22 protein-coding genes and 1 pseudogene are annotated in these 19,903 nt (G+C 52.9%); 13 read left to right on the forward strand and 10 right to left on the reverse strand.

The window, feature by feature from the left end; genetic code table 11:
* Positions 1–64: 64 nt before the first annotated feature.
* Positions 65–517 carry a PH domain-containing protein gene (locus tag MLC70_RS16800; RefSeq protein ID WP_248185487.1) on the forward strand — a complete coding sequence of 151 codons (453 nt, stop codon included), beginning with the start codon at positions 65–67 and terminating at the stop codon, positions 515–517.
* Between the two features lie 374 nt (positions 518–891).
* Here MLC70_RS16800 and MLC70_RS16805 read toward each other — a convergent pair whose 3' ends face one another.
* Complete coding sequence (locus MLC70_RS16805) at positions 892–1,617, reverse strand: hypothetical protein (RefSeq protein WP_248185489.1); 726 nt, start codon at positions 1,615–1,617, stop codon at positions 892–894.
* A 640-nt stretch (positions 1,618–2,257) separates the two neighbouring features.
* Positions 2,258–2,692, reverse strand: coding sequence for a mercury resistance transcriptional regulator MerR (gene merR / locus MLC70_RS16810; RefSeq protein WP_062785079.1), 435 nt, complete (start codon positions 2,690–2,692; stop codon positions 2,258–2,260).
* A gap of 73 nt (positions 2,693–2,765) precedes the next feature.
* Between merR and merT the strand changes: the two genes are divergently transcribed.
* The 4 genes from merT to merA are packed head-to-tail and all read left to right on the forward strand — an operon-like array spanning position 2,766 to position 5,093.
* The gene (gene merT, locus MLC70_RS16815; protein ID WP_104271913.1) at positions 2,766–3,122 is read left to right on the forward strand and encodes a mercuric ion transporter MerT; all 357 of its coding nucleotides are present in this window, start codon (positions 2,766–2,768) and stop codon (positions 3,120–3,122) included.
* A 15-nt stretch (positions 3,123–3,137) separates the two neighbouring features.
* Entirely contained in the window at positions 3,138–3,440 is a 303-nt protein-coding gene (gene merP / locus MLC70_RS16820; RefSeq protein WP_062785075.1) for a mercury resistance system periplasmic binding protein MerP, read from the forward strand.
* The gene (gene merF, locus MLC70_RS16825; RefSeq protein ID WP_014575810.1) at positions 3,437–3,697 is read left to right on the forward strand and encodes a mercury resistance system transport protein MerF; all 261 of its coding nucleotides are present in this window, start codon (positions 3,437–3,439) and stop codon (positions 3,695–3,697) included. Before merP ends, merF begins: the two co-directional genes overlap by 4 nt.
* The gene (gene merA / locus MLC70_RS16830) at positions 3,639–5,093 is read left to right on the forward strand and encodes a mercury(II) reductase (protein ID WP_227510562.1); all 1,455 of its coding nucleotides are present in this window, start codon (positions 3,639–3,641) and stop codon (positions 5,091–5,093) included. The genes merF and merA overlap by 59 nt, the downstream gene beginning before the upstream one ends.
* On the opposite strand, the gene MLC70_RS16835 is transcribed toward merA, so the two are convergent.
* Complete coding sequence (locus MLC70_RS16835; RefSeq protein WP_156484284.1) at positions 5,053–5,433, reverse strand: hypothetical protein; 381 nt, start codon at positions 5,431–5,433, stop codon at positions 5,053–5,055. The genes merA and MLC70_RS16835 overlap by 41 nt on opposite strands.
* A gap of 896 nt (positions 5,434–6,329) precedes the next feature.
* Between MLC70_RS16835 and MLC70_RS16840 the strand changes: the two genes are divergently transcribed.
* Together MLC70_RS16840 and MLC70_RS18775 are read left to right on the forward strand one after the other, a co-directional pair.
* Positions 6,330–7,220, forward strand: a complete 891-nt coding sequence (locus tag MLC70_RS16840) for a GIY-YIG nuclease family protein (protein WP_062785071.1) — start codon at positions 6,330–6,332, stop codon at positions 7,218–7,220.
* A gap of 91 nt (positions 7,221–7,311) precedes the next feature.
* Complete coding sequence (locus MLC70_RS18775) at positions 7,312–7,506, forward strand: PLDc N-terminal domain-containing protein (protein WP_062785069.1); 195 nt, start codon at positions 7,312–7,314, stop codon at positions 7,504–7,506.
* A 248-nt stretch (positions 7,507–7,754) separates the two neighbouring features.
* Here MLC70_RS18775 and MLC70_RS16845 read toward each other — a convergent pair whose 3' ends face one another.
* A complete protein-coding gene (locus tag MLC70_RS16845; RefSeq protein ID WP_248185490.1) occupies positions 7,755–8,588 on the reverse strand; it encodes a flavodoxin domain-containing protein in 834 nt (277 codons plus the stop codon).
* A gap of 72 nt (positions 8,589–8,660) precedes the next feature.
* Here MLC70_RS16845 and MLC70_RS16850 point away from each other — a divergent pair, with 72 nt between their 5' ends.
* From MLC70_RS16850 to MLC70_RS16870, 5 genes and pseudogenes are all read left to right on the forward strand, one after another.
* On the forward strand, positions 8,661–9,026 hold the full coding sequence (locus MLC70_RS16850) for a hypothetical protein (RefSeq protein ID WP_248185492.1): 366 nt from the start codon (positions 8,661–8,663) through the stop codon (positions 9,024–9,026).
* 321 nt (positions 9,027–9,347) lie between these two features.
* Positions 9,348–9,791, forward strand: a complete 444-nt coding sequence (gene umuD, locus MLC70_RS16855; protein WP_248185494.1) for a translesion error-prone DNA polymerase V autoproteolytic subunit — start codon at positions 9,348–9,350, stop codon at positions 9,789–9,791.
* A 14-nt stretch (positions 9,792–9,805) separates the two neighbouring features.
* Positions 9,806–10,204: pseudogene (locus MLC70_RS16860) on the forward strand (Y-family DNA polymerase); the annotation flags it as partial.
* Positions 10,205–11,623: 1,419 nt separating this feature from the next.
* Positions 11,624–11,821, forward strand: a complete 198-nt coding sequence (locus MLC70_RS16865; protein ID WP_248185495.1) for a hypothetical protein — start codon at positions 11,624–11,626, stop codon at positions 11,819–11,821.
* A gap of 780 nt (positions 11,822–12,601) precedes the next feature.
* Positions 12,602–12,979, forward strand: a complete 378-nt coding sequence (locus MLC70_RS16870; RefSeq protein ID WP_069184690.1) for a multicopper oxidase domain-containing protein — start codon at positions 12,602–12,604, stop codon at positions 12,977–12,979.
* 55 nt (positions 12,980–13,034) lie between these two features.
* Here the strand turns inward: MLC70_RS16870 and sorU are convergent, their stop codons facing one another.
* From sorU to MLC70_RS16895, 5 genes are all read right to left on the reverse strand, one after another.
* Positions 13,035–13,349: a SorU family sulfite dehydrogenase c-type cytochrome subunit gene (gene sorU / locus MLC70_RS16875; protein WP_069184689.1), complete on the reverse strand. Its 315-nt coding sequence runs from the start codon at positions 13,347–13,349 to the stop codon at positions 13,035–13,037.
* A 66-nt stretch (positions 13,350–13,415) separates the two neighbouring features.
* Complete coding sequence (gene sorT, locus MLC70_RS16880) at positions 13,416–14,645, reverse strand: SorT family sulfite dehydrogenase catalytic subunit (RefSeq protein WP_083231865.1); 1,230 nt, start codon at positions 14,643–14,645, stop codon at positions 13,416–13,418.
* 114 nt (positions 14,646–14,759) lie between these two features.
* The gene (locus MLC70_RS16885) at positions 14,760–15,605 is read right to left on the reverse strand and encodes an anti-sigma factor family protein (protein WP_069184688.1); all 846 of its coding nucleotides are present in this window, start codon (positions 15,603–15,605) and stop codon (positions 14,760–14,762) included.
* Positions 15,598–16,182 carry an RNA polymerase sigma factor gene (locus tag MLC70_RS16890; protein ID WP_141697240.1) on the reverse strand — a complete coding sequence of 195 codons (585 nt, stop codon included), beginning with the start codon at positions 16,180–16,182 and terminating at the stop codon, positions 15,598–15,600. Before MLC70_RS16890 ends, MLC70_RS16885 begins: the two co-directional genes overlap by 8 nt.
* 82 nt (positions 16,183–16,264) lie before the next feature.
* Positions 16,265–17,722: a cytochrome D1 domain-containing protein gene (locus MLC70_RS16895; protein WP_248185497.1), complete on the reverse strand. Its 1,458-nt coding sequence runs from the start codon at positions 17,720–17,722 to the stop codon at positions 16,265–16,267.
* A gap of 500 nt (positions 17,723–18,222) precedes the next feature.
* Between MLC70_RS16895 and MLC70_RS16900 the strand changes: the two genes are divergently transcribed.
* A complete protein-coding gene (locus MLC70_RS16900; protein WP_069184685.1) occupies positions 18,223–18,438 on the forward strand; it encodes an ArgP/LysG family DNA-binding transcriptional regulator in 216 nt (71 codons plus the stop codon).
* A 30-nt stretch (positions 18,439–18,468) separates the two neighbouring features.
* On the opposite strand, the gene MLC70_RS16905 is transcribed toward MLC70_RS16900, so the two are convergent.
* Positions 18,469–19,461, reverse strand: coding sequence for a YeiH family protein (locus MLC70_RS16905; protein WP_069184684.1), 993 nt, complete (start codon positions 19,459–19,461; stop codon positions 18,469–18,471).
* Between the last annotated feature and the right edge of the window lie 442 nt (positions 19,462–19,903).

Raw genomic sequence — 19,903 nt, forward strand, 5'->3', positions numbered from 1 at the left:
GCAAATTGCAGGAAATAGAGCGCAATAAATTGGCCGCTTAAACGCGGTCATTTGGACAACTGGGTTGAAAATCGCCGTTCTCGATGGGAGCCAAGCGGCGAATCAAAAACGAGAACCTTCGAATTGTGTAGCCCAAGAGACCGAAAAGACTATATGGACAGGAAATCCATCTCACTATAATGAGATTGGTGGATACTTTATTGGCATTTTACTGGCGCCTCTTTTTGGACTTGGAATTTTGTTCATTTTACTGATCTTTATTGGAAGAAAAAAGACCGTATATACGGTTACCACGAAGAGAGTAATGACGCGAACTGGGATTCTCTCCCAATCAACACGAGAAGTATCTACGAAGGATATTTGTAGTATTCATCTTAATCAAGGTGTCTTCGAGAGAGTTCTAAACCTCGGTACTGTAAAAATTGGTTCTGTCACATCGGAAGTTAAAGATATCCAATTTTTTGGAATAAAAGATGCACCAAAAGTAAGGGATTTAATTGCAAAGTATCGACAATAACAGCGGTGAAACAGGCTTAGCGTCAACATCGCTTCAAAAGATTGTAGGCTACTGCGACTAACATGGTGCAGCATAACAATCTCAGGCACAACGACGTCTTTTCCATTACGGCGGCGCCGCCATTACAAAGCCGCGCGTGCTGCAAGCGTTATCACACCATTTGAATGTTCGCTTTGCGCCCAGGGCATACTCCGGGCCCAGCTAAACAAAAGCGGACTTTAGCGCTTCTCACCTTTCGATCGATTTTTGAGCTAGCTATGGCACTTGATAGGCATATTTAATGCTAAAGTGATCGCTCACAAGAGGCAGGCATGGCAATTCCCATTGAAATCTGTCTTCCGTCGCTCGCTTGGAGCAGAACTCATGGAGGATGACTACAGAAGGGGTATATTTGTTCTTCGTTTCAATAAAAGAAACGAAGAGATCATCATAGCAATGTCACTCGCCCAGTAGAGTTTGAGTGTTGGGATTTCCAGAAACTCAAAATCATCTACTAGCTCCTTGTGGATGCCTACTGTCCAGCAGTTCATATTGAACCGCTCCTCAAATTTTAGGTATATATCAAATTGATAACCAAGTGCTCTTGGTCTTTCAAGTTCATATTTTAGCGATTCATACACTTGATCTTCGTTTTCGAATTTATCAGCAGGAAGATAAAAGAATGCCTGAAACCGTTTTATATTTAAAAAAGCTGCAAATTCTATGGCCAGTGAGTCTTTGAGAGAAATCTTATATAACTTTGAGTACCAGGATTTTTGCCTATCTACGATTTGAACTGAAAGTTCTTCCTCATTTTTTCCCGAAGAAACAAAAGAGTCTTTGAGGGCAGACACAAGTATCTCATCTAAAAAATTCTTATTCTTTGACTTCAAAACTTTTATGTTCGCCTCTCTTGAAGAAAACATGACAAACAGAACAAATAATGCACCAGCCATTGAGGTTTGAGCTAGCGCTAAAGCTAATAAAATCCAATCCTCCTTTTGTTCTATTCCAATATAAAATAATATTACATAAACACACACCATGAAGGACAAAAGCATTACGCCGATAGATGCGAGCTTAAACCACTTGGGTGCATAGACTAATGATTTTCCGTCCATAATTATCTCAGAAATAATTTCAAGTAGGCGAATAAAAATTCATAAAAGGTGAATTGTTATTCGTATAAAAATTCGGGGAGATCGCAATTTTATATAAATAGTAATTCCAAGGGCTGTCTGCTTTACTCTATCATTTTAAAGGTCTAAGTTCGGTTTTATCAGTGCTTCAGACTAAGTGTGCAACAGAAGAGTGCCAGAGCGCTGGAGAGGTAGCAAGACCGATCTCGACGATTTTACGTGTGCCGTACCGCCGGACAACTATGCAGCGATTAAGGCCTGCAAGTATGCTCAACCCAGAAGAGAGCTTGCGAGAGCCGTGGGATCACCAAAGCCTTCACAGCAAAAAGTGGACGTTCCGCAACAGCATTTAAACACTAAAGCCTAGAACCTAAACTTTGCGACTCCGATCCGAATGTCCGCTTTGCGACCATCTTGCATCCCATGCGCCACCTAAACAAAAGCGGACATTCAGAAACAATCGAATTGACCAAAAAGCGGTATACGTCCGGTGATCCCATCTTGAGCCGCGCGCTGAAAAGGTCTTTCTGGTTTTCAATTACTGCACCGGGGTAAGTCCACGGACGTTTTAAAGCCGTCCTTGGAAACCGGGTAGAACCCAAGAGGTTGATTGGTTCAGAAGCTAACCCTTTTGGCCTCTTGTCCCAATACCTCCCTCATGTAACGAAGCAATGAGCGGGCACGCGATGCTGTCCGGCTGTGCGTGGCATTGACTGACCATATCGCTCAGAGCCATCTCAATTTTGACCAGCCTTTCGATCTTTTCACGCACATCCTTCAGCTTGTGCTCGGCGAGCGCACTGGCTTCCTCACAGTGGGTGCCATCTTCCAGCCGTAGGAGGTCGCTTATCTCATCGAGACTGAAACCCAGGTGCTGCGCCGTTTTCACAAAGGTCAACCGATCAATATCGGCGAAACCGTAGCGTCGAATGCCACCCGGAGGCCGCTTGGGTTCCGATAACAGACCACGCCGCTGGTAATAGCGGATCGTCTCTACATTTACGTTGGCCGCCCTGGCCAAGCCGCCAATAGTCATTGAATTGGCTTTAACCGACATGCTGCTTGACTCCGTAGTTGACTACGGAAGTAACCTTATCTCATCAAGTCCATGGGCAACAGGTGTAAACGTCATGTCGAAATTCAAATCTAAATCCGGAGGTGCTTCTCTCGCTGTCGGGGGGGTTGCTGGAATTCTCGCCTCGGCTTGCTGTCTCGGGCCATTGGTACTTATCACTCTGGGCGTTTCCGGTGCCTGGATCGGCAATCTGACAGCTTTGGAGCCCTATCGACCGCTGTTCATTGGCGCGGCCATCGTCGCCATGTACCTCGCCTGGCGACGAATCTATCGCCCTGTAGAGCAATGCTCACCCGGTGAAACGTGTGCGATCCCTCAAGTCCGAAAGACCTATAAGGTGATCTTTTGGGTAGTTACGGCTCTGGTACTGGTCGCTTTAGTGTTCCCTTACATTTTGCCCCTATTCTACTAAACGGAGATTTTCCTCATGCGTAAACAGCTTGTACTTGCCATGTTCCTCACTTTGCTCAGCATGTCCACCTGGGCTGCGTCTCAAAAAGTGACTCTCTCGGTGCCTGACATGACCTGTTCTGCGTGTCCGATCACCGTCAAGCTGGCCTTAAGTAAGGTGGAAGGGGTGTCGCAAGTTTCCGTGAGCTACCCTGATCGAGAAGCCGTCGTCACCTTTGACGATGCGCTCACTTCCATAGAGGCGCTCACCGAGGCCACGAGCGACGCTGGTTACCCCTCCACTCCCACGGCCTCAGAGGCGACCCCGGAGGGGCAATGAAGAATCCGAAGAACCTGCTCAGAGTTGGCATAGTAGGGACTATTCTGGTTGCACTATGCTGCTTCACACCGATTCTGGTCATTCTTATGTCCACCGTGGGACTGGCCGCCCTGACGGGTTATCTCGACTATGTGCTTCTTCCGGCACTGGCGGTATTCATCGGCCTTACGGTCTATGCGTTCTGGCGGAAAAAACACTATGACGCCAGCTACGAGAGCAATTCCAAAGCCCCAAGGAGTTTCCCGAGTGAAAAATGACCAAAAACTGCATATTGCTGTAATCGGCAGTGGCGGAGCCGCCATGGCGGCTGCCTTGAAGGCAACAGAGCGCGGTGCCCGCGTCACCCTGATTGAACGTGGGACCGTCGGCGGCACCTGCGTAAATGTTGGCTGCGTGCCCTCGAAGATTATGATTCGTGCAGCACATATCGCGCATCTTCGAAAAGAAAGCCCTTTTGACGCGGGCATCAGTGCTGCGGCTCCTGAGGTAGACCGAGCGAAACTGCTTCAGCAACAGCTGGCACGAGTGGAGGAGCTGCGTGACACCAAGTACGAAAAGATACTTCGAGAACACAAGGACATCACAGTCCTGAACGGTGAGGCCCGGTTTCTCGACACCAATAGCCTGTTAGTCACGTTGGCTGAGGGTGGTGAAAAACCGGTTCATTTTGATCGCGCCTTTATTGGAACCGGAGCCAGACCGGCAGAACCGCCAATAACGGGGCTGGCAGACACTCCTTACCTGACATCAACCAGTGCCTTGGCGCTGGATACCGTTCCCAAACGGCTGATCGTGATTGGTGCCGGTTTCGTTGCCCTGGAATTGGCTCAGGCATTCGCCAGACTGGGCAGCAAGGTTACCGTTTTGGCCCGGAGCCGTTTGTTGTCCAGTGAGGACCCCGCAATCGGGGAAGCTATGGATGCAGCGTTCAAGCGCGAAGGTATTGAGGTGCTTAGCCAGACCTTGCCCAGCAACGTGGACTATAGCGACAACGAGTTCATCGTCGAGACGCCTGCCGGCACCTTGCGAGCCGATCAACTGCTGGTGGCGACCGGTCGAACTCCCAATACCGAGGACCTGAACCTGGCGAGCATTGGCGTGGAAACCTCACGCGACGCAATTCAGGTGGATGAGCATCTGCAAACCACGGTCCCCGGAATATACGCTGCCGGAGACTGCACCAATCAACCGCAGTTTGTCTATGTCGCCGCTGCCGGGGGCAGCCGGGCCGCCATCAACATGACGGAAGGCGAGGCCAAACTCGACCTCAGTGCCATGCCCGGGGTCATGTTTACCGATCCTCAAGTCGCCACCGTTGGCCTCTCTGAAGCCGAAGCAGTTGCTCGGGGTTATAGCGTGGACACCAGGCTGCTCGACTTGGAAAACGTGCCGCGTGCGCTAGTAAACTTTGACACCCAAGGATTTATTAAAATGGTGGCAGAGCGCAACTCAGGCCGTTTGCTTGGGGTGCAGATTGTCGCAGCGGAAGGCGGTGAAATTATCCAAACGGCAGTGATGGCGTTACGAGCAGGTTTGACCGTTCAGGAAATCGGCGATGACTTGTTCCCTTATTTGACCATGGTTGAAGCACTCAAGCTCTGTGCGCAAACGTTCACCAAGGATGTAAAACAGTTGTCCTGCTGTGCCGGATAAATGATGTGAGCACGGCTTTAAGCTCTGGTGATGGGTTCCTAATGACCAATCGTTCCGATGCCATATCTTGCACGACCATCATTGAAAGAGCCGCATGGCCGAGCACGTGGATCATTACCTGACTGCCCAGGTTGTCCTTTGCTGTGGCAGCCAGTTGGCTACTTCCACTTGGTGTAAGTTTCAGCCAAATAGCCCCCTCAGAGATAACCGCAGCTTCAATGGCCTCGCTGGTTAAATTAACCGTCAGGCCTTCGCTCTCTTGAGCGTTCACGGGTTGCGATTGGACACTGCAAGCAGCCCCGATAATCATCAGGGTGAAAACACACAGTCTTAGTAACATGGATTGGGTGGCATCCCTTCAGTCCAAGTTGATTCGACACCATATGAAACGATGAATGCATCAGATTTTGTTGATACTTCACCTGCTTGAACTCATTTTCAACTTGTTTAGAACCAGACCGGTCTAATGGTTCAACGATTCTGGGCAGGCCAGCAGTTTGATTAAATGCTTGGGACCGGTTAGAGAATGAGCAATAGTTGGCGAATCTCTAACAATTGATTATGGTTTTGCGCTCCGACTGAACGTTCGCTTTGCGACCCTCCGAGACCTCACGAGAACGTTCAACAAAATCGGACATTCACGCCGCTCCAGTGAGCCCTCCAAAATCTCTCGAAAAAGGCAAACACCTGCCTCTAGCAATACACCTGTGAAGAGCTCAGTGCCGAAAGTTTTGGCCAAATCTGTGCAAGATCACGCCGTTGTGCGCTGGCGATATGTGCACTGAGCTCATGGCAGAGCATTAAATTTCATTAATGGTGTCAGTGGGAACAGTTACAAGCATGAAAATCTCCTCGAACAAAACCTGATACCGTTAATGAGGGTTCAGGTTAAGAGGGGATTTCGAGATGGAAGTAGGCAAAACTTACAACGTCGTCTTTGCAACGGGCCACTATGAAGTCGAGTATGAAAATGGCGTTACCTGCATAAAAGTAACGCCGCAATCATATCGAGTAGAAAGAGCTGACGGCACCACCAGATTGGTGAAACACGATTTAATCATGAACCTAGAGGAAATAGCTGGGCCCACATAACCAGGCGCATCAGTGCGTGGCCTTTGGTCACCGGACCGTTACCAGTCGCCGCTGTGCTTTGTTATGTGTCCAAGGAGTTACGAGTTTAGGTCAGAGGTTTGCAATGGATTTTTGCTCTGACCCCAGACGAATACAGAGGGTAAAATGAAGTCAGGTTATATCTATGTATTAATACACCCGTCGGATCCTGACCTTTACAAAATCGGAATAACGACCCGTAAACCCCAACACAGATTGACCGAGCACAATTGCAACCACGAAGGATATACGGGCCAAATCGTAAATGAAACTGGGCAGAAATGGGAATTGAAGGAATTCCATGCGGTCTCTGATCCGTATTGGGCCGAGTCGGTTTTTTGGGGGACAACACCTTTCGCAGACATTCCGTGCCGATATGGAGTTGAAGTTGAAAGGATGGACTGGAGCCAAGTGCAGAAAGGATTAGATGCAGCAAAGAAAGCTGGTGTCCGGCCAGAACCAGGGCCTTTGCCGGATCGTGTCTATGCCTATACAGCATCGATCAGAAAACGACTGGAAGGTCGAGGCATCACCCTTTTAGGTTACGTGCGAAGTGTTATTAGTGGAAAGGCTAATTTTCGATGCATTAATGGTCATCAATGGCGCACGACACCAAGTTTTGTGGGGGAAGGTCAAGGCTGTCCTGAGTGCGGAGTCGGTGAACGAGATCCCGAAGAAATAAAACAAAGGATTAATGCAGGCGTTATCTACCTTTTAACGCATCCTGACAAGCCCGGGTTTGTAAACATTGGGCTGGGGTACGATACACACGAAGAAATTTGTAGAGAAAGACCTTCGGGCGACTGGGAGACGCACCGCTCTCGAAATGTCGAGGAAGTAGCTTTAGCTGAGGGGCTAATCTGGGAATTGCTGGGTCACCCTTTACCCCACGATCGAAAACCAATTAAAAAGGATTTAAGCGTAGCAGAGGATGCCTTTCGCAAACTGATTTACGCGATGCAGAAAGAGATTGCTTTGGCGGAAAAGGCGAAAGAATTGGCGTCGAAAATGATTTAATCAGCGCTTCAACGGGGTTTTCCGTTCCGCTCCAGACCGGCCCGTTATGGACGCGTTAAATGTCTATGTTTAGTCGAGGGTACTAACGCGTATGGAAGGTTCAGATCTCAACTTCACAGTCACATTCCTTATTGTAACTATTGGCTGGTTGCTGCCGATAATAATTATTCTGCGCTCGAGTAAGACTAGCGGTGGCGAAAAGCTGGCCTGGATTCTGCTCATAATTTTTGTATCGTGGCTTGCATGGATATTTTATTGGTTGCTTGCGCCAATTAAGAAAAGTTGAGCGAAGACTGGCCATGAAGCGCAGTGCAAATGATCAATCGCGATTGAGCGGTAACCGCACATGTAACCAGTTGTGGCAATACCACACGCTGCACGTGCCTGACGCAGCTTACGCTGCCCCACTGCCCAGGGCATTATCCCAAGATCTGAATGTTCGCTTTGCGACCTCTGCGTCTGATTTCGCAACGAGCGCGATAAGCCTTTACTGAGCCTAAGCCAACGCCCTCTCGATTTGCCCAAAGAAGCCGCTCAGTCGCCATTTTTTGAGCCTGTCACCTGAACGTGCCATTTATCGCCTGGCTGTGCAGACAGCAGTAGTTTGGCTGTTCCGATCTTATCGACCTTTGTATGGTCCGTGGTGATTCGGATGCGGGTAAAGGGACTCGAGGGGGCCGGGTTGATCTCGGCGACAAATGGCTCGAATTCTGGATTTTTTCGTTTGGGCTTAAAGCGAAGAGCCGTCGCCTGCTCATGCTCCAGGCACTGAATATAAAAGACGAGGTCGAGCGCTGACTCGGTTCGCTCCTCCGTATCCATCACGGTCGCAACTTCCCAGTCGCTTATATCGGGTTCCAACGCGATGCCAAAGGTTTCCGACAGCTTCTGCCACCAATGGCTGAACACGGCGGCGTCATTACGATGCAATTCGGTGGTCGGAACTCGCGGGTCCGCGCCTTGACGAAGCAGTTGTTGGGTCAGATGTTTACCAAAACCACAAAAGTCTGAGTATTGCCTGTTACCCAGAGCCAGCACCGCAAATTTTACTTGGTCCAGATTGATGCTCGACCGCTCGAGCGCCTGTGCGAAGGGACGCGCTTCGGTGGGCGCCTCTCCATCACCAAATGTCGAGACAATAAAAATGTGGCGCCCGTATTGCTCCAGCGTCTCGGGTGCAATCTCAGCCAGATTTACCAGATCGCACATGGATGAGTTGTGTTCATAAATCCGTGTTGCAAGGGCTTTTGCAGTGCCAGTCTGGCTGGCAAAGGCGAGAAGAATGCGCCCGCCGCTGTGGAAGCAGCGTTTTTCTTTGTCGATTGGGTCTGTCATTGCCACAAATATAGGGTGGAATATCGCGCTCATCCATATCCGTTTGAGCCCTTTAAACCGGGGCCCCGTAATTAACAGAACATTGGCGATCAACAGGAGTTGAGTATGCGTATTCTCAAAAACAGCGTTTTGGCTTTGGCGACTACAGTTTCATGTGTTTTTTCTGGAGTCGCGCTTGGCGCCTCCAGCGCTGACGAGGTCAGAGTCGCACTGGTCGGCAATACCTTTAAAGGCAGTATGGGCAGCGACGTCTATTCAAGCTATTTCGCGGCAGACGGCACCTACAAAGACGCTTTTGGCGGCGGAAATTATGAAATCAGAGCCGAGGGTGTCTGTTACCCGGGGACTGACTTCGGCTGTTATGCAGCACAGATAAGCGGCAATGAACTTGAATGGTTCCAGAACGGAGAGAGCGTCGGCACGGGAGTGATCGAAGAAGGCGACACCATCGTCTTGCCGCCCTCCGAGTAAAGCAGTCGGATTCCATGGTTCAGGCCGCCCAGTCAGCCAGAATTTTCTAGCTCTCAGGTTTCCGGGGGCTGTCTGCAATGACTCTGTTCCCAGTTTCGGCGTCAAACAAAAGCGGACATTGCGCCGGGGGGTTCTCAGATGGCCTCCCGTGAGTTTGCCTGTCCTGCGTAGATCCACGACAAGTATCGCAAAACTTCACCTATTTTCACTACCTGATGAAATTCTGTTGCTTCAACTTGAGCAACATTGATCTCACCTGTTGATCTCTACAGTTCAATCGACCAGAATACTGTATATTTAAACAGTATCAGGATGCGCAATATGACCTGTGTTTTTCTCGGTGACTACCAATCCCTCTCTCGACTGAAGATCCCGATGTTCCTGGAGCGGGTTTCTGCTGGTTTTCCATCGCCCGCGGAGGACTATGTCGAGAAAACGATCGATTTGAATGAGCTTTGCATCCAACACCCTGCAGCAACCTTTTTTGTCCGTGTGCAGGGTGAGTCGATGGTTGAAGCCGGGGTCTTTCCGAACGATGTTCTGGTCGTGGACCGGTCTCTGCGCGCAAAACATGGGGACATCGTGATCGCCAGTCTGGAATCAGAGATGACCGTGAAAGAGCTCCATCTCTCCCCGTTACCAGTTCGATTATTACCAAGAAACCCAGCGTATAAGCCCATCATCATTGAAGGTGACATGGTGATGGAGGTCTTCGGTGTAGTCACCAATGTTATCCGGTCGCTCAAGCGAGGTGTCCAGGGTTGAGTAACAACGGCGGTATGAATCAGGTCTTTGCTCTAGTCGACTGCAATAACTTCTACGCATCATGTGAAAAGCTGTTCCGGCCGGACCTCAGGGAGACGCCTGTTGTGGTTCTATCCAACAACGATGGCTGCGTAGTCGCTCGATCAAAAGAAGCTAAGGCTTTGGGCATAAAAATGGGCGTGCCCATTCATCTGATCAAAACGGAAATCCAACGGCACCGCATCAAAGTCTTCTCGTCCAACTACACACTATACGGAGACATGAGTCGACGAGTGATGACGAACCTGGAGGCCTTGGCGCCGAGAGTTGACGTTTACTCCATCGATGAAGCGTTTCTGGACCTTACTGGAATCAATCAAGTGATGTCTTTTGAGGCGTTTGGCCGGCAGGTGAAGGATGCTGTGTATCAAAATTCACATCTATCCCATTTCAATTTCGTCACCTTTGGGTGGGTGGCTGCCTGAAACCCATAAAACAAGCCTTTAGAGCAAGAGATTGGCAGAGCTTTCTCCCGCTAAACCAGAAAAACGTTCAAAAATAGTTACGTTTAGTCCTACAGGCTCGAATTATAGGGTCCGAAAGTTAACTTTTTTAGCCCTATCATCAAATTAAAAAAGGCAGCGAACTGGTATTGCGAACATCGTTTGAGCGCTTTGGCAAAACTATGGTGCCTTAGGTCAGCAGAATCGGCCGCTCTTTGGTAAAAAGCCGACCCTTGGAACTGCGTATTTCTGGCAGTTACGGTGCACTGCGATCGCAAAGCGAACGTTCAGATTTGAGGATAAAACCGGCAGAATGGAGATCATCGTGACAGGTTGAACATCTTTAAACTGAGTACTAATGTGCTTTATCGGACCCCAACTGGAATCGGTGGTTCTTCCCGATTATCGGATGACCGATTGGAATTGGCGATTCTGTCCAATTATCGGACACCCACTGGAATCCGCAACTTCCTCCTCAAAAGGCCCGGGGCACGCGACGTACAATATTTTTACCTTCGTTTATCCGAGACTCTAGCCCGATTATCAGACGCTCATTGGAATTTGCACCTCCCAGTCCGATTTCGTTCACTTTCGGACGCCCATCGATTTTGTCGCAGGCCCATCATTTTAATCACCGTTTTTCATATAGTTTTCATAACCCTAGTCTCACTATCCTTTAGGAATAATATGAATTTATCCGAAAAGTTGTATACCTGTGGGAAGTGGGGATGGCGGAGATAGCTGCCTACCAGGGCATCGTGAGCCCCTGATCGCCAAGAGCTGCGACGCCAACATGCCCTCTCCTATGCGCTTTTAAGAGCGATGTGCAATTTTTTTGTGTACCTATATCCGAATGAGCAATGTGCAATTTTTTTGCCTGCCTCTGTCCGAATGTCTGCAAAGAAAATACCTTTGCCAGTCCGACGATGATCAACTTATATCCCCTCCCCAGTCCGACCTAAGTGGATAGTTTGATCGGGCGCAAACAGCCTCAATAGGCGTAACTGTCGATCCGTTGCTCATCAGTATTCCCATTCTGGGATGCCGATCCAAACCTCTGTTATTCTAGATCTGGATCTATTGCCAGGTGATGAGCCACGCCCACCGAGAGGCAACTGCGCGAAAACATCAAAAATCATATTTATGGAGGCGATGCTCAGAGATATGAGTTGTTTATGACGAAGCCGGTCCCATTTCTCAATAGGAGAGCACCCAACGAAGTTATCGAGTCTGCCGAGGGCAGAGAAAGGTTGGCAATATTGGTCGACGCTATTAGGACCGGCGATTTTTCTTAATCATGAACATCGGCCACGAAACCAGATCTGCCAGCATCGTTTGAGAAGAGCATAGATGGCCACCACCGCGGAAAAACTTCGTGAAATCCGCAAGGATGTGAGCGGGAATTTCGAGAAAATTCTCCAAAAATATTATGACGAGGTTTATGCACACGATGTGCTTGGCAAGCTCCTACCGAGTTTTGAGGGACCAATGCCACCAAATCTTCGCCAGCGGGTGGCGCCTGGCCGTCAAAATCCAGCGAAACAATGAGAGGCGCCCGCATCGGATAGCGTGTACGGCTGCCGTGCCGGCGCAACTGTGAGGACGACGGCAAACTGATTTCGACTTGGCCCCCATAACCGCCGCGCGGTCCACTACGCTGACTCCAACGCCAGGTTCAGTTCAGGTTTTTCCATCTGGAATCCCGCGTGACTGAAGTTTGTCTCCCGTTTTGTCGCGACCGAGGATATTCAGCGCATGCAGCTGAGAAGCTTGGAGGCGGCGTGGTACGGGCTCCTCTGGCGGCGTTAGTCATGATCGATCCCGGCTTGTTGATGGCAATCCCCTCAAAGAAACCGGAGATCGCAGAACTCAGCGCGTGGAAAGACTGACACTGGCTTTCGCGCGGGCGAGATTAAGCTGGGGAGGAGCTACTACAACTGTCTAGGCCAATGGGCTTGGTAGCGTCTATGTACGCTGCATACATGGGCGGTTTGGCTAAACGACCCAAAAGTATGCCCAGCATTGTCGACGGAGAGGCCCTATTAGGAGACAGGACATGCTTAGGTCGCAAAGCGAACATTCGGAATGGCCTTCAATGCCGCCCAATTTGCCTCCGTTTGAGGCTCGGGGTTGTCGTGTTTAGTGGGGGAAGTCCAGACTGGATGGTGGGTCAAGGTTTGTTGAAGGATTTATCAAGGAAATGTCAAATCCCAAACTTAGGCTTTGACATGGGGTAAATATCCACACACCCTGAACGGCTGAGCAATGAACTGGCCGACCTGCCACGCCCGGACACGATCACAGCCCCCCCGATTGTTCCGGCTTGGCATGAAATTGATGCAAGGCTTTACCATCAAAGGTCGTCAGTTTGAAGGTGCGACGGTGGCCGATGGCGAAGTTGTTTTGTTGGGCGAAAGCGAGGTTTGTGAGTTCTTCAACAACACCATGATACCGAATCCCATGCATGTCCGTGGATTGCAGTTCAGGGTGCTAAGCCGACGCTACGCCGATGCACTAGCTGCCGGGCAGTTGGCGGCCGGCATCGTGGATTCAGGGCTGCACGACACCGTGCTGGTGCTGCCCGGAGAGAGGGTCCGGATTGCGCTGACCTTCACCGACTTCCCGGGACTCTATCCTTACCATTGTCACAATATGGAGCACGAGGACAATGGCATGATGCGCTATTACGAGGTGCACAAGGTCTAGGCAACTCAGCAGGGTTGGGTGAACTCCGGGACCGGCACGGCGGTCCCTCCTGCGTTTATTTCCCGGTTACGGATTCAACGTAGTGAGCAACGGCCTCGATCTGTTGCTCCGACAGCGAATCACCGAACGCTGGCATGATCCCCACGCCACTCTTTACCGCATTGCGGACCTGCTCCGCAGAGGGTTTGAGCTCGTCCAGATTGGGGCCAATTTCGCCAACCGATCCTGCATCGTTCAGTGCGTGACAGATGGTGCAGGAGGGTTGAGCCTGCTCGGTGAACACCTTCTTGCCCAGTTCGAGTTGTTCATCCGCCATCACGGTGGCAGACGCAGAGACAAGTACAGCGAATAACAGTGTACGTAGTGACATGGAAAATCCTGGTTCGGTCAAAGAAACGGGCGGCCCGGCGGGCGAACCGCCACAAGGTTCATGCATTTATGAAACGGTGACGGTCACGCCATGGTCTTTCCAACTGGTGTTGCCGTATCCGCGCTCGTTTTCCGTGCGTGTGGGCGGCTGGGTATTGCCCTCGGTGTCGGTTGCGCGGCTGACAATCCGGTGATCGCCGGCGCTCAGATCCATCGACACCACAAACGGCCGCCAGGCATAACGCCCCATGTCGGGCCCAAGGAAGCGGGCGGTCTTCCAGGTTTCGCCACCGTCGGCTGACACCTCCACCTTGCTGACAGCATTCATGCCGCCGAAGGCAACGCCGTACACCAGGTTTTTGCCCTGGCTGGCGGTGGTCAGGGGGGCGGTAACCCAGGATTTGACCGGCATCTCCCACATGGACGGCTGATCGGGTGCTCCTTTCTCGCCAATGGGACGAATGCGATAGCCGGAGGCCTGAATCTTGGCGTCCGACTGGCCCTCGGTGAACGCCACCCGATCCACGTATTTCACGTTGTTGACCCCGAAATAGCCGGGCACAACCATGCGCAAAGGGCCGCCGTGGGCCAGGGGCATGGGCTCATCATTCATGTCCCAGGCCAGCAGGGCCTGATCCAGAGCCTTCAGGGGAATGGACCGTTCCACCATAATGGTTTTCGGGTCCAGCCCGGCAGGCAGGCTCTCGCCGCCCGTGCTGGTGATGTAATTCATCCCGGGTTTCACGCCGCCCAGTTTTGCGACAACCTCCCGTAATGGCACACCGGTCCAGATCAGGCAACCGGCCGCACCTGTGCCCCACTGGGTGCCCCCCGGCCCGTGCTGATAGTAGGCCCGCCCGTTTCCTGAACACTGAAGCACCGTGGTCACAGTTTCCACGCCGATTTTTTTAAGGTCGCCAAGGGTCAGGGACTGGGGGCCATTCACGCCTTCAAAAGTCACTTTCCAGGCATCGCGGTCAGCAACGATATCGGCATTCGGGGCTGGCAGATTGTTGCGCACGTACAATTTGTCACTGTCAGTGACCACACCACTGCCAATCGCTCCCCGTTCGGTTTCGATGGTGTTGGCACTGTGAACGATGACGTCATTGGCGTTTTTCCAGCGAACGTAGTCCGGCAGCGTTTTGGGCTCTGCGGCTTTGGCCAGCGGGCTGAGCCCCAGCAGACTGACGGACGCCATGGCACCGGCGGAGCCCAATAAAAGGCGCCGACGGCTCATTTGGATTGACTCTGCCGGAGACTGGGAGGCAATGGCGGGCGAATCATTGATCGACATGGTATTTCCCTCATTGTTGATCACTCCGGACTGGTTCCGGTTTTGTTGTTGGGCTGATTGCGAATGCATGAGTTAAGTGTAGGGATTGATTAGAAAATAACCACCGAGGTCGGTTCAGGAAGCACTCATCGCTGACTTGTCGATGGGTGGCACATTGCCCGATGGCGCCACAACCAGTAAGCCCGATGCCCGCATCGGCAACCCAATAACTTCCAGCTCGTTGTCACGGGTTCGAAAATCACCGGCACGGGCCACGGCCTGTCGCACGTCCGGATTCCGGAAAAACACGCGCTCCGATATTTGGTACTGAACGATCAGGCTGTTGCCCAGCCGCACGGCGTAGGCCTCGGCGGGCTCGCCACCTACTCTGGTTGTCCAACGGGCCAGAACGCGGCCATTGGCCCACTGCATGGGCGGCGACAGGTCGGCGTCGTCAGACGGCGTGCGCAGATCGTTGCCCACCACCCGCTGATAATCGGCCAGCACGTCGTTGACCATGGGAATCTGACTGGCCACCGCCATCTGATTGGGATCTTCGGGCGTCAGGCTGGGTACCAGAAGCATCGCCGCCAGCACCATGGCCACCGCCCAGCCGCCGCCTCCGATGACAGCCGATGGGCTCAGGCGGGTCAACCAGTGTTTCAGGCCTTCCAGAGGCTTCTGACCGACCGGGCGCCTGTCGCTGGTCTGGACGCTGGCAAGGGTATCGTCGAGGCGCTTGGCAAATGCGGGGGACAATCTGGGCGCGGGTATCTCTTGTAGTCGTTCAGAAAGCATCCGCTGGCGTTCGGCATCGTGTCGGCAGGCCTCACAGCCAGCAAGGTGAGCTTCAACCAGAGTGATGTGATGCTCATCCAGCTCGCCATCGGCATAGCCCGCCAGCCAGTCCTGAATCTGGTGGTGCAGGTCAGACCACTGATGGGATTCCGAAGAGGGGGTGATAGAGGGCTTATCACTCATGGGGGGTCACCCTTGTGTGCGTGTTGTCACTGGCAGCCGGATTGTCGGATGCCACCTTGATCAATCGCTCGGCCAGCAGGCGACGGCCTCGTGACAGGCGGCTCATCACCGTGCCTGGCGCCAGGTCCAGAATCTGCGCAATGTCCTGATAGCTCAGATCTTCAAAGTCCCTCAACAGAACCACCTGCCGGAAGTTGTCCGGCAGGTCGCGAACGGCGGCCATCACCTGCGCATCGGTCTGATGTTTCAGTGCCTGCTCGAACGGGCCGGGAGCGGCGCAGGGGTGTTCGCTCAGCACGGCGTCTTCGGTTGTGAGTACCGGGGCCAGTTGCCGCCGCCGATTGTCCCGGCGGTAGCCATCGGCAACCACACGGTTGAGAATTCTGAGCAGCCAGGCATAGATTGCTACCTGGTCGTCCAACTGGCCAAAATCCCGCCAGGCCCGAAGCAGGGTTTCCTGAGTATAGTCTTCCGCTATTTCAGTCGAGGCGGACTGGCGTTGCGCAACACCGTACAGCCGGTAACGCCAGGGGCGTACTAGGGTGTCAAACTGCTGCTTGCTTCCGGTGCTGCGCATTTTGTGTGCCCGTTTGGAATCGGTGGACTTGTTAACCAAAGACGTCGCCTGTGTTCAGTTTATTCCCTGTCGCCACATTTTTTTACGGGTTGCCGGGAACCGCAATCCAGAACGGGAACTTGCCGTCCACGGGTTGCCGGCGAACGACCTTCAAGGATTGGCTGTCAATCACGGCAATCTGGTTATCCGCCGTGACAGAGGCGTATATGAACCGGCCGTCACGGCTGGCGCGAACGCCATGGGGGCCGACGCCCACATCGACGTTCTTGACAATTTCCAGGCTTTCGGGGTCGATCAGGGTCACGGCGGACGCGGAAATCGCCCCGGTCGCGATGTATTTCCCGCCGGGCACCACGTCGATGCCGCCATGCCCACTGCCCACCTTGAAGGTTTTCAGCATGGTTTCACTGGCCAGGTCCATCACGCCCACGTTGCCCGTAAAGTCGCGCAGCCACAGCCGTTGGCCGTTGGCGCTGATGTCAACGTTGTGAGGCGTCTCAAGCCCCGGCGTCGGAATCTGATGCTGTTTTTCCAGGGTTTGCATGTTCACGACTGCCAGAGCGCCTTCGCCCTGCAAAGTGACGTAGGCAAATTTGCCGTCGGCGCTGTAGATGAGATTGTGGGGTACCTTGCCCACCGGAATTTTCTTCACCAGTTCGAGGGTGTTCATGTCGATCACTGCAACGTCGCCCTGGGTCGGCGCAACCGCAAGGCCATAGCGGCCATCCGGTGAGATCTTGACGCCCTGGGCCACCTCGCCAATCGCCACACTGGCCATGACGTCGCCATTGGCCGTATCCAGAACATAGACATTACCGGTTTTAAAACCAGACACCATCAGGCGAGAGCCATCCGGGCTCAGAGCATCGTAGTGCGCCCCTGCCACGCCAGGCCAGGCCTGTTTTGACGGTAAGGCTCTTACAATACCGCTGTTCTGGACGGCCACATAAAGCGGATCGCGGATGGCGTTCTCCAGGCTCAGCTCTGGGGCCGACCGGGCGGTTGGACCTTCCCGGGATGGCGCTACTGACTGACCCAGCACCGCCTGTCGCAACTGGTACACGTCCTTGCCGGACAGGTTCTGGCCCGCAATCGCCTTGATCTCCTCAGCGGTGTAGGGCTGAAACTCTCCCGCAAGACGCTGCTCGTTACCAAAGGCTGTCAACACGTAGTTCAGCACATCCGCGATCTGCTGGTTCGTGAGGGCACCGCCCCAGGCGGGCATGTTGCCGTTGTACGCCGTGCCCCCCACTTCGATGGACCCCGTCAAACCGTATTGCAGCACGTGGCCAAGATACTGGCGGCCACCAATGCCGTCGGTGGCGTTGTACAGTTCAGCGGTGTGGTTTTTCTGGGGCGGAAACGAGCCCGGTATGCCCTGGCCCTGTGCCTGATGGCAGGCCGCACACTGCTGGCTGTAAACCTTGGCCCCGCGCTCGAAGCGGGTGGATTCAGCCGCATTGGCAGGCAAGCTGATACCGATTGCCGTTCCGGCAACAGCGATGAAGGATAGAACGTATTGGCCGATGGTTGGATGCATGCTGAAAGCCCCGAACGCTGAATGAAAGCCGACCGCCTCCATGCTGTGGCAACGCGATGCCAAGATCGAGCCGGTCGGATAAGAACTCAGGGGCCAAGGGCGTTGCCGGGCCGGAATTTATTCCCGACGTAGGTTTGGAACCTGTTCAGATCATGGGCCCCTGCAGACCGTTACGGGCAAGATGCAGTGCGATGGCAGCCATCATGGCACCGAACCAAATCACGGACGCAGTGCTGGCACCTGCAAAAAAGCCACCAGGCTGCCACGAATCACATTGAAAAAGGCTACAACGGCCAACCCCGACGGGCCAGAAACTGTTGAATCATTTGCATTAGGTTCAGTCAGGAAGATGTGCTGATGGATCTGGTGATTGAGGATCAGGACGTGGGCCTTCGCCGGAGTTTCGGGACCACTTCTTCGCAGACGGTATCAGCCTGGACTCGCTGAGCCGCGCACCCGCCATCGTTTACGGCCCAAACGACCAGTTACAGCATCGGTTCATGGACAGCTTTGGGTATCACGGCGGTTTTCGCTATCACCTGTGCCCGTCCTCGCAGGGATTTGTCCAGTTTGCACTGGCCGGAGTGGGTTACGGCATGATTGCAGAAAATCAGGCCCTGAGTGTTCCGCTGTATTGGCATTTCTGGCGACACAGCGGCCACACCATTCAGTTTCTGACAACCCGGCTTGAGCGATTTTTTAACAGAGCGTCGTAATACCCACCCCGGGCGATTGCGTCCAGCATTTCAGGCCAGTGCAATCATCGGAGTCACCGCAAGCCCGCCACCGATCAGCAGTACAAACAACATCAGTGCCAGAGCAAAAGGCTTGATCCCCAGGGCGCGAAGCTTCGACATGCGCGTTTCATAACCCAGCGCTGCCATAGCCATGGTAAGTGCGATCTGGCCCGTCAGCGTCAGGCTTTCGTGCAAGGCTTCCGGCAGCGTGACAACGCTGTTAAACAGCGCCACCGCCACAAAACCGAACGCGAACCAGGGAACGGTCAGTTTACCGACGGATTGGGTGCCATCCTGTCTGGTTGCGTGGCGATTGAGCCACCATCTGCCCACCAGCAGCAGGAACGGTACCAACAGCATCACGCGTACCAGCTTGACGACAACCGCGTTCGCCAGCGCCTCTGGGCCAATTGCATTGCCGGCCGCAACCACTTGAGCGACCTCGTGCACGGTGGCACCGATGTAAATGCCATACAGGCCCTGATCCCAGCCGATCATCGAAAACAACACGGGCTCCACCACCATGGCCAGGCTACCGAACAATACAACCGTTGCCACTGCCATGGACGTAGTGGCAGGCCGCGCCCGAATCGTGGCTTCCGTTGCCAGAATGGCCGCCGCCCCGCATATGGCGCTTCCCGCACTGGTCAGCAGGGCAGTCTCCGGGTCCAGCTTGAACCAGCGGGTGCCCAGTTGGTAGCCAACAAACAAAACAGTGACAATGACCAACAGATCCAGAACCACAATGCGCGGCCCCAACGCAAAGACCTGCTGCATGGTGACGGAAAATCCGAACAGCACAATGCCTGTGCGCAACAGCCAGCGGGTCGAAAATTTCAGTCCGGCCTCAACGGATTGGCTTTTCCATGGCATGGGAAGATTCCCGACGATGACCCCCAGCACCAGAGCAAACACCAGCGGGCTGACGCGGTCGCCTGTCAGCGCGGTGAGCAAAAAACCACCGATGGTGAATAGAACACATAACCCAAGACCTTTGTACATAACGCTTTCCTTTATTATCTAATGGAATTACGTTATGCCTTAAATTGTTATCTGTAAAATGAATAAAAAAGGAGATATAAATCGAATATGTAGATTAGTGGTGTTTAATCCGCTGCTATTGTCTCGTGCGCCTTACCTTTTAACCTGTAGTTTGATAAGCTCCGCGCCCGCTGTCGGTGGGCAATTCCGACCCGTTTTCCCGCGTTTTACTCTCGTTGTCACCGCAAGTTGTGTTCGTAACCTGCCTTTTCGTTGATAAAGAGAACCCGCTGACACCCTTCCTGTTTTGACGAGTGCACTGGAAACTCAACTATGGTTAACAAACTCAAAGCCGACTGGCTTTCCAACATCCGAGGCGATTTACTGTAAGCGTCTGGCCATCACACCTTGTCAGGTGTAGCCGGCGTCCAGTTGTGGGGCAATAGCTCGTCGATGGCGTTGT

The sequence above is a fragment of the Marinobacter goseongensis genome (assembly GCF_023156235.1).
GTDB lineage: Bacteria > Pseudomonadota > Gammaproteobacteria > Pseudomonadales > Oleiphilaceae > Marinobacter > Marinobacter goseongensis.

Excerpts from the sequence above, each read along its gene's own strand:
- MLC70_RS16805 (WP_248185489.1), bottom strand. The coding sequence starts at position 1,617 with ATGGACGGAAAATCATTAGTCTATGCACCCAAGTGGTTTAAGCTCGCA.
- merR (WP_062785079.1), bottom strand. The coding sequence starts at position 2,692 with ATGTCGGTTAAAGCCAATTCAATGACTATTGGCGGCTTGGCCAGGGCG.
- merT (WP_104271913.1), top strand. The coding sequence starts at position 2,766 with ATGTCGAAATTCAAATCTAAATCCGGAGGTGCTTCTCTCGCTGTCGGG.
- merP (WP_062785075.1), top strand. The coding sequence starts at position 3,138 with ATGCGTAAACAGCTTGTACTTGCCATGTTCCTCACTTTGCTCAGCATG.
- merF (WP_014575810.1), top strand. The coding sequence starts at position 3,437 with ATGAAGAATCCGAAGAACCTGCTCAGAGTTGGCATAGTAGGGACTATT.
- merA (WP_227510562.1), top strand. The coding sequence starts at position 3,639 with ATGACGCCAGCTACGAGAGCAATTCCAAAGCCCCAAGGAGTTTCCCGA.
- MLC70_RS16835 (WP_156484284.1), bottom strand. The coding sequence starts at position 5,433 with ATGTTACTAAGACTGTGTGTTTTCACCCTGATGATTATCGGGGCTGCT.
- MLC70_RS16840 (WP_062785071.1), top strand. The coding sequence starts at position 6,330 with ATGAAGTCAGGTTATATCTATGTATTAATACACCCGTCGGATCCTGAC.
- MLC70_RS18775 (WP_062785069.1), top strand. The coding sequence starts at position 7,312 with ATGGAAGGTTCAGATCTCAACTTCACAGTCACATTCCTTATTGTAACT.
- MLC70_RS16845 (WP_248185490.1), bottom strand. The coding sequence starts at position 8,588 with ATGAGCGCGATATTCCACCCTATATTTGTGGCAATGACAGACCCAATC.
- MLC70_RS16850 (WP_248185492.1), top strand. The coding sequence starts at position 8,661 with ATGCGTATTCTCAAAAACAGCGTTTTGGCTTTGGCGACTACAGTTTCA.
- umuD (WP_248185494.1), top strand. The coding sequence starts at position 9,348 with ATGACCTGTGTTTTTCTCGGTGACTACCAATCCCTCTCTCGACTGAAG.
- MLC70_RS16865 (WP_248185495.1), top strand. The coding sequence starts at position 11,624 with ATGGCCACCACCGCGGAAAAACTTCGTGAAATCCGCAAGGATGTGAGC.
- MLC70_RS16870 (WP_069184690.1), top strand. The coding sequence starts at position 12,602 with ATGAAATTGATGCAAGGCTTTACCATCAAAGGTCGTCAGTTTGAAGGT.
- sorU (WP_069184689.1), bottom strand. The coding sequence starts at position 13,349 with ATGTCACTACGTACACTGTTATTCGCTGTACTTGTCTCTGCGTCTGCC.
- sorT (WP_083231865.1), bottom strand. The coding sequence starts at position 14,645 with ATGTCGATCAATGATTCGCCCGCCATTGCCTCCCAGTCTCCGGCAGAG.
- MLC70_RS16885 (WP_069184688.1), bottom strand. The coding sequence starts at position 15,605 with ATGAGTGATAAGCCCTCTATCACCCCCTCTTCGGAATCCCATCAGTGG.
- MLC70_RS16890 (WP_141697240.1), bottom strand. The coding sequence starts at position 16,182 with ATGCGCAGCACCGGAAGCAAGCAGCAGTTTGACACCCTAGTACGCCCC.
- MLC70_RS16895 (WP_248185497.1), bottom strand. The coding sequence starts at position 17,722 with ATGCATCCAACCATCGGCCAATACGTTCTATCCTTCATCGCTGTTGCC.
- MLC70_RS16900 (WP_069184685.1), top strand. The coding sequence starts at position 18,223 with ATGGACAGCTTTGGGTATCACGGCGGTTTTCGCTATCACCTGTGCCCG.
- MLC70_RS16905 (WP_069184684.1), bottom strand. The coding sequence starts at position 19,461 with ATGTACAAAGGTCTTGGGTTATGTGTTCTATTCACCATCGGTGGTTTT.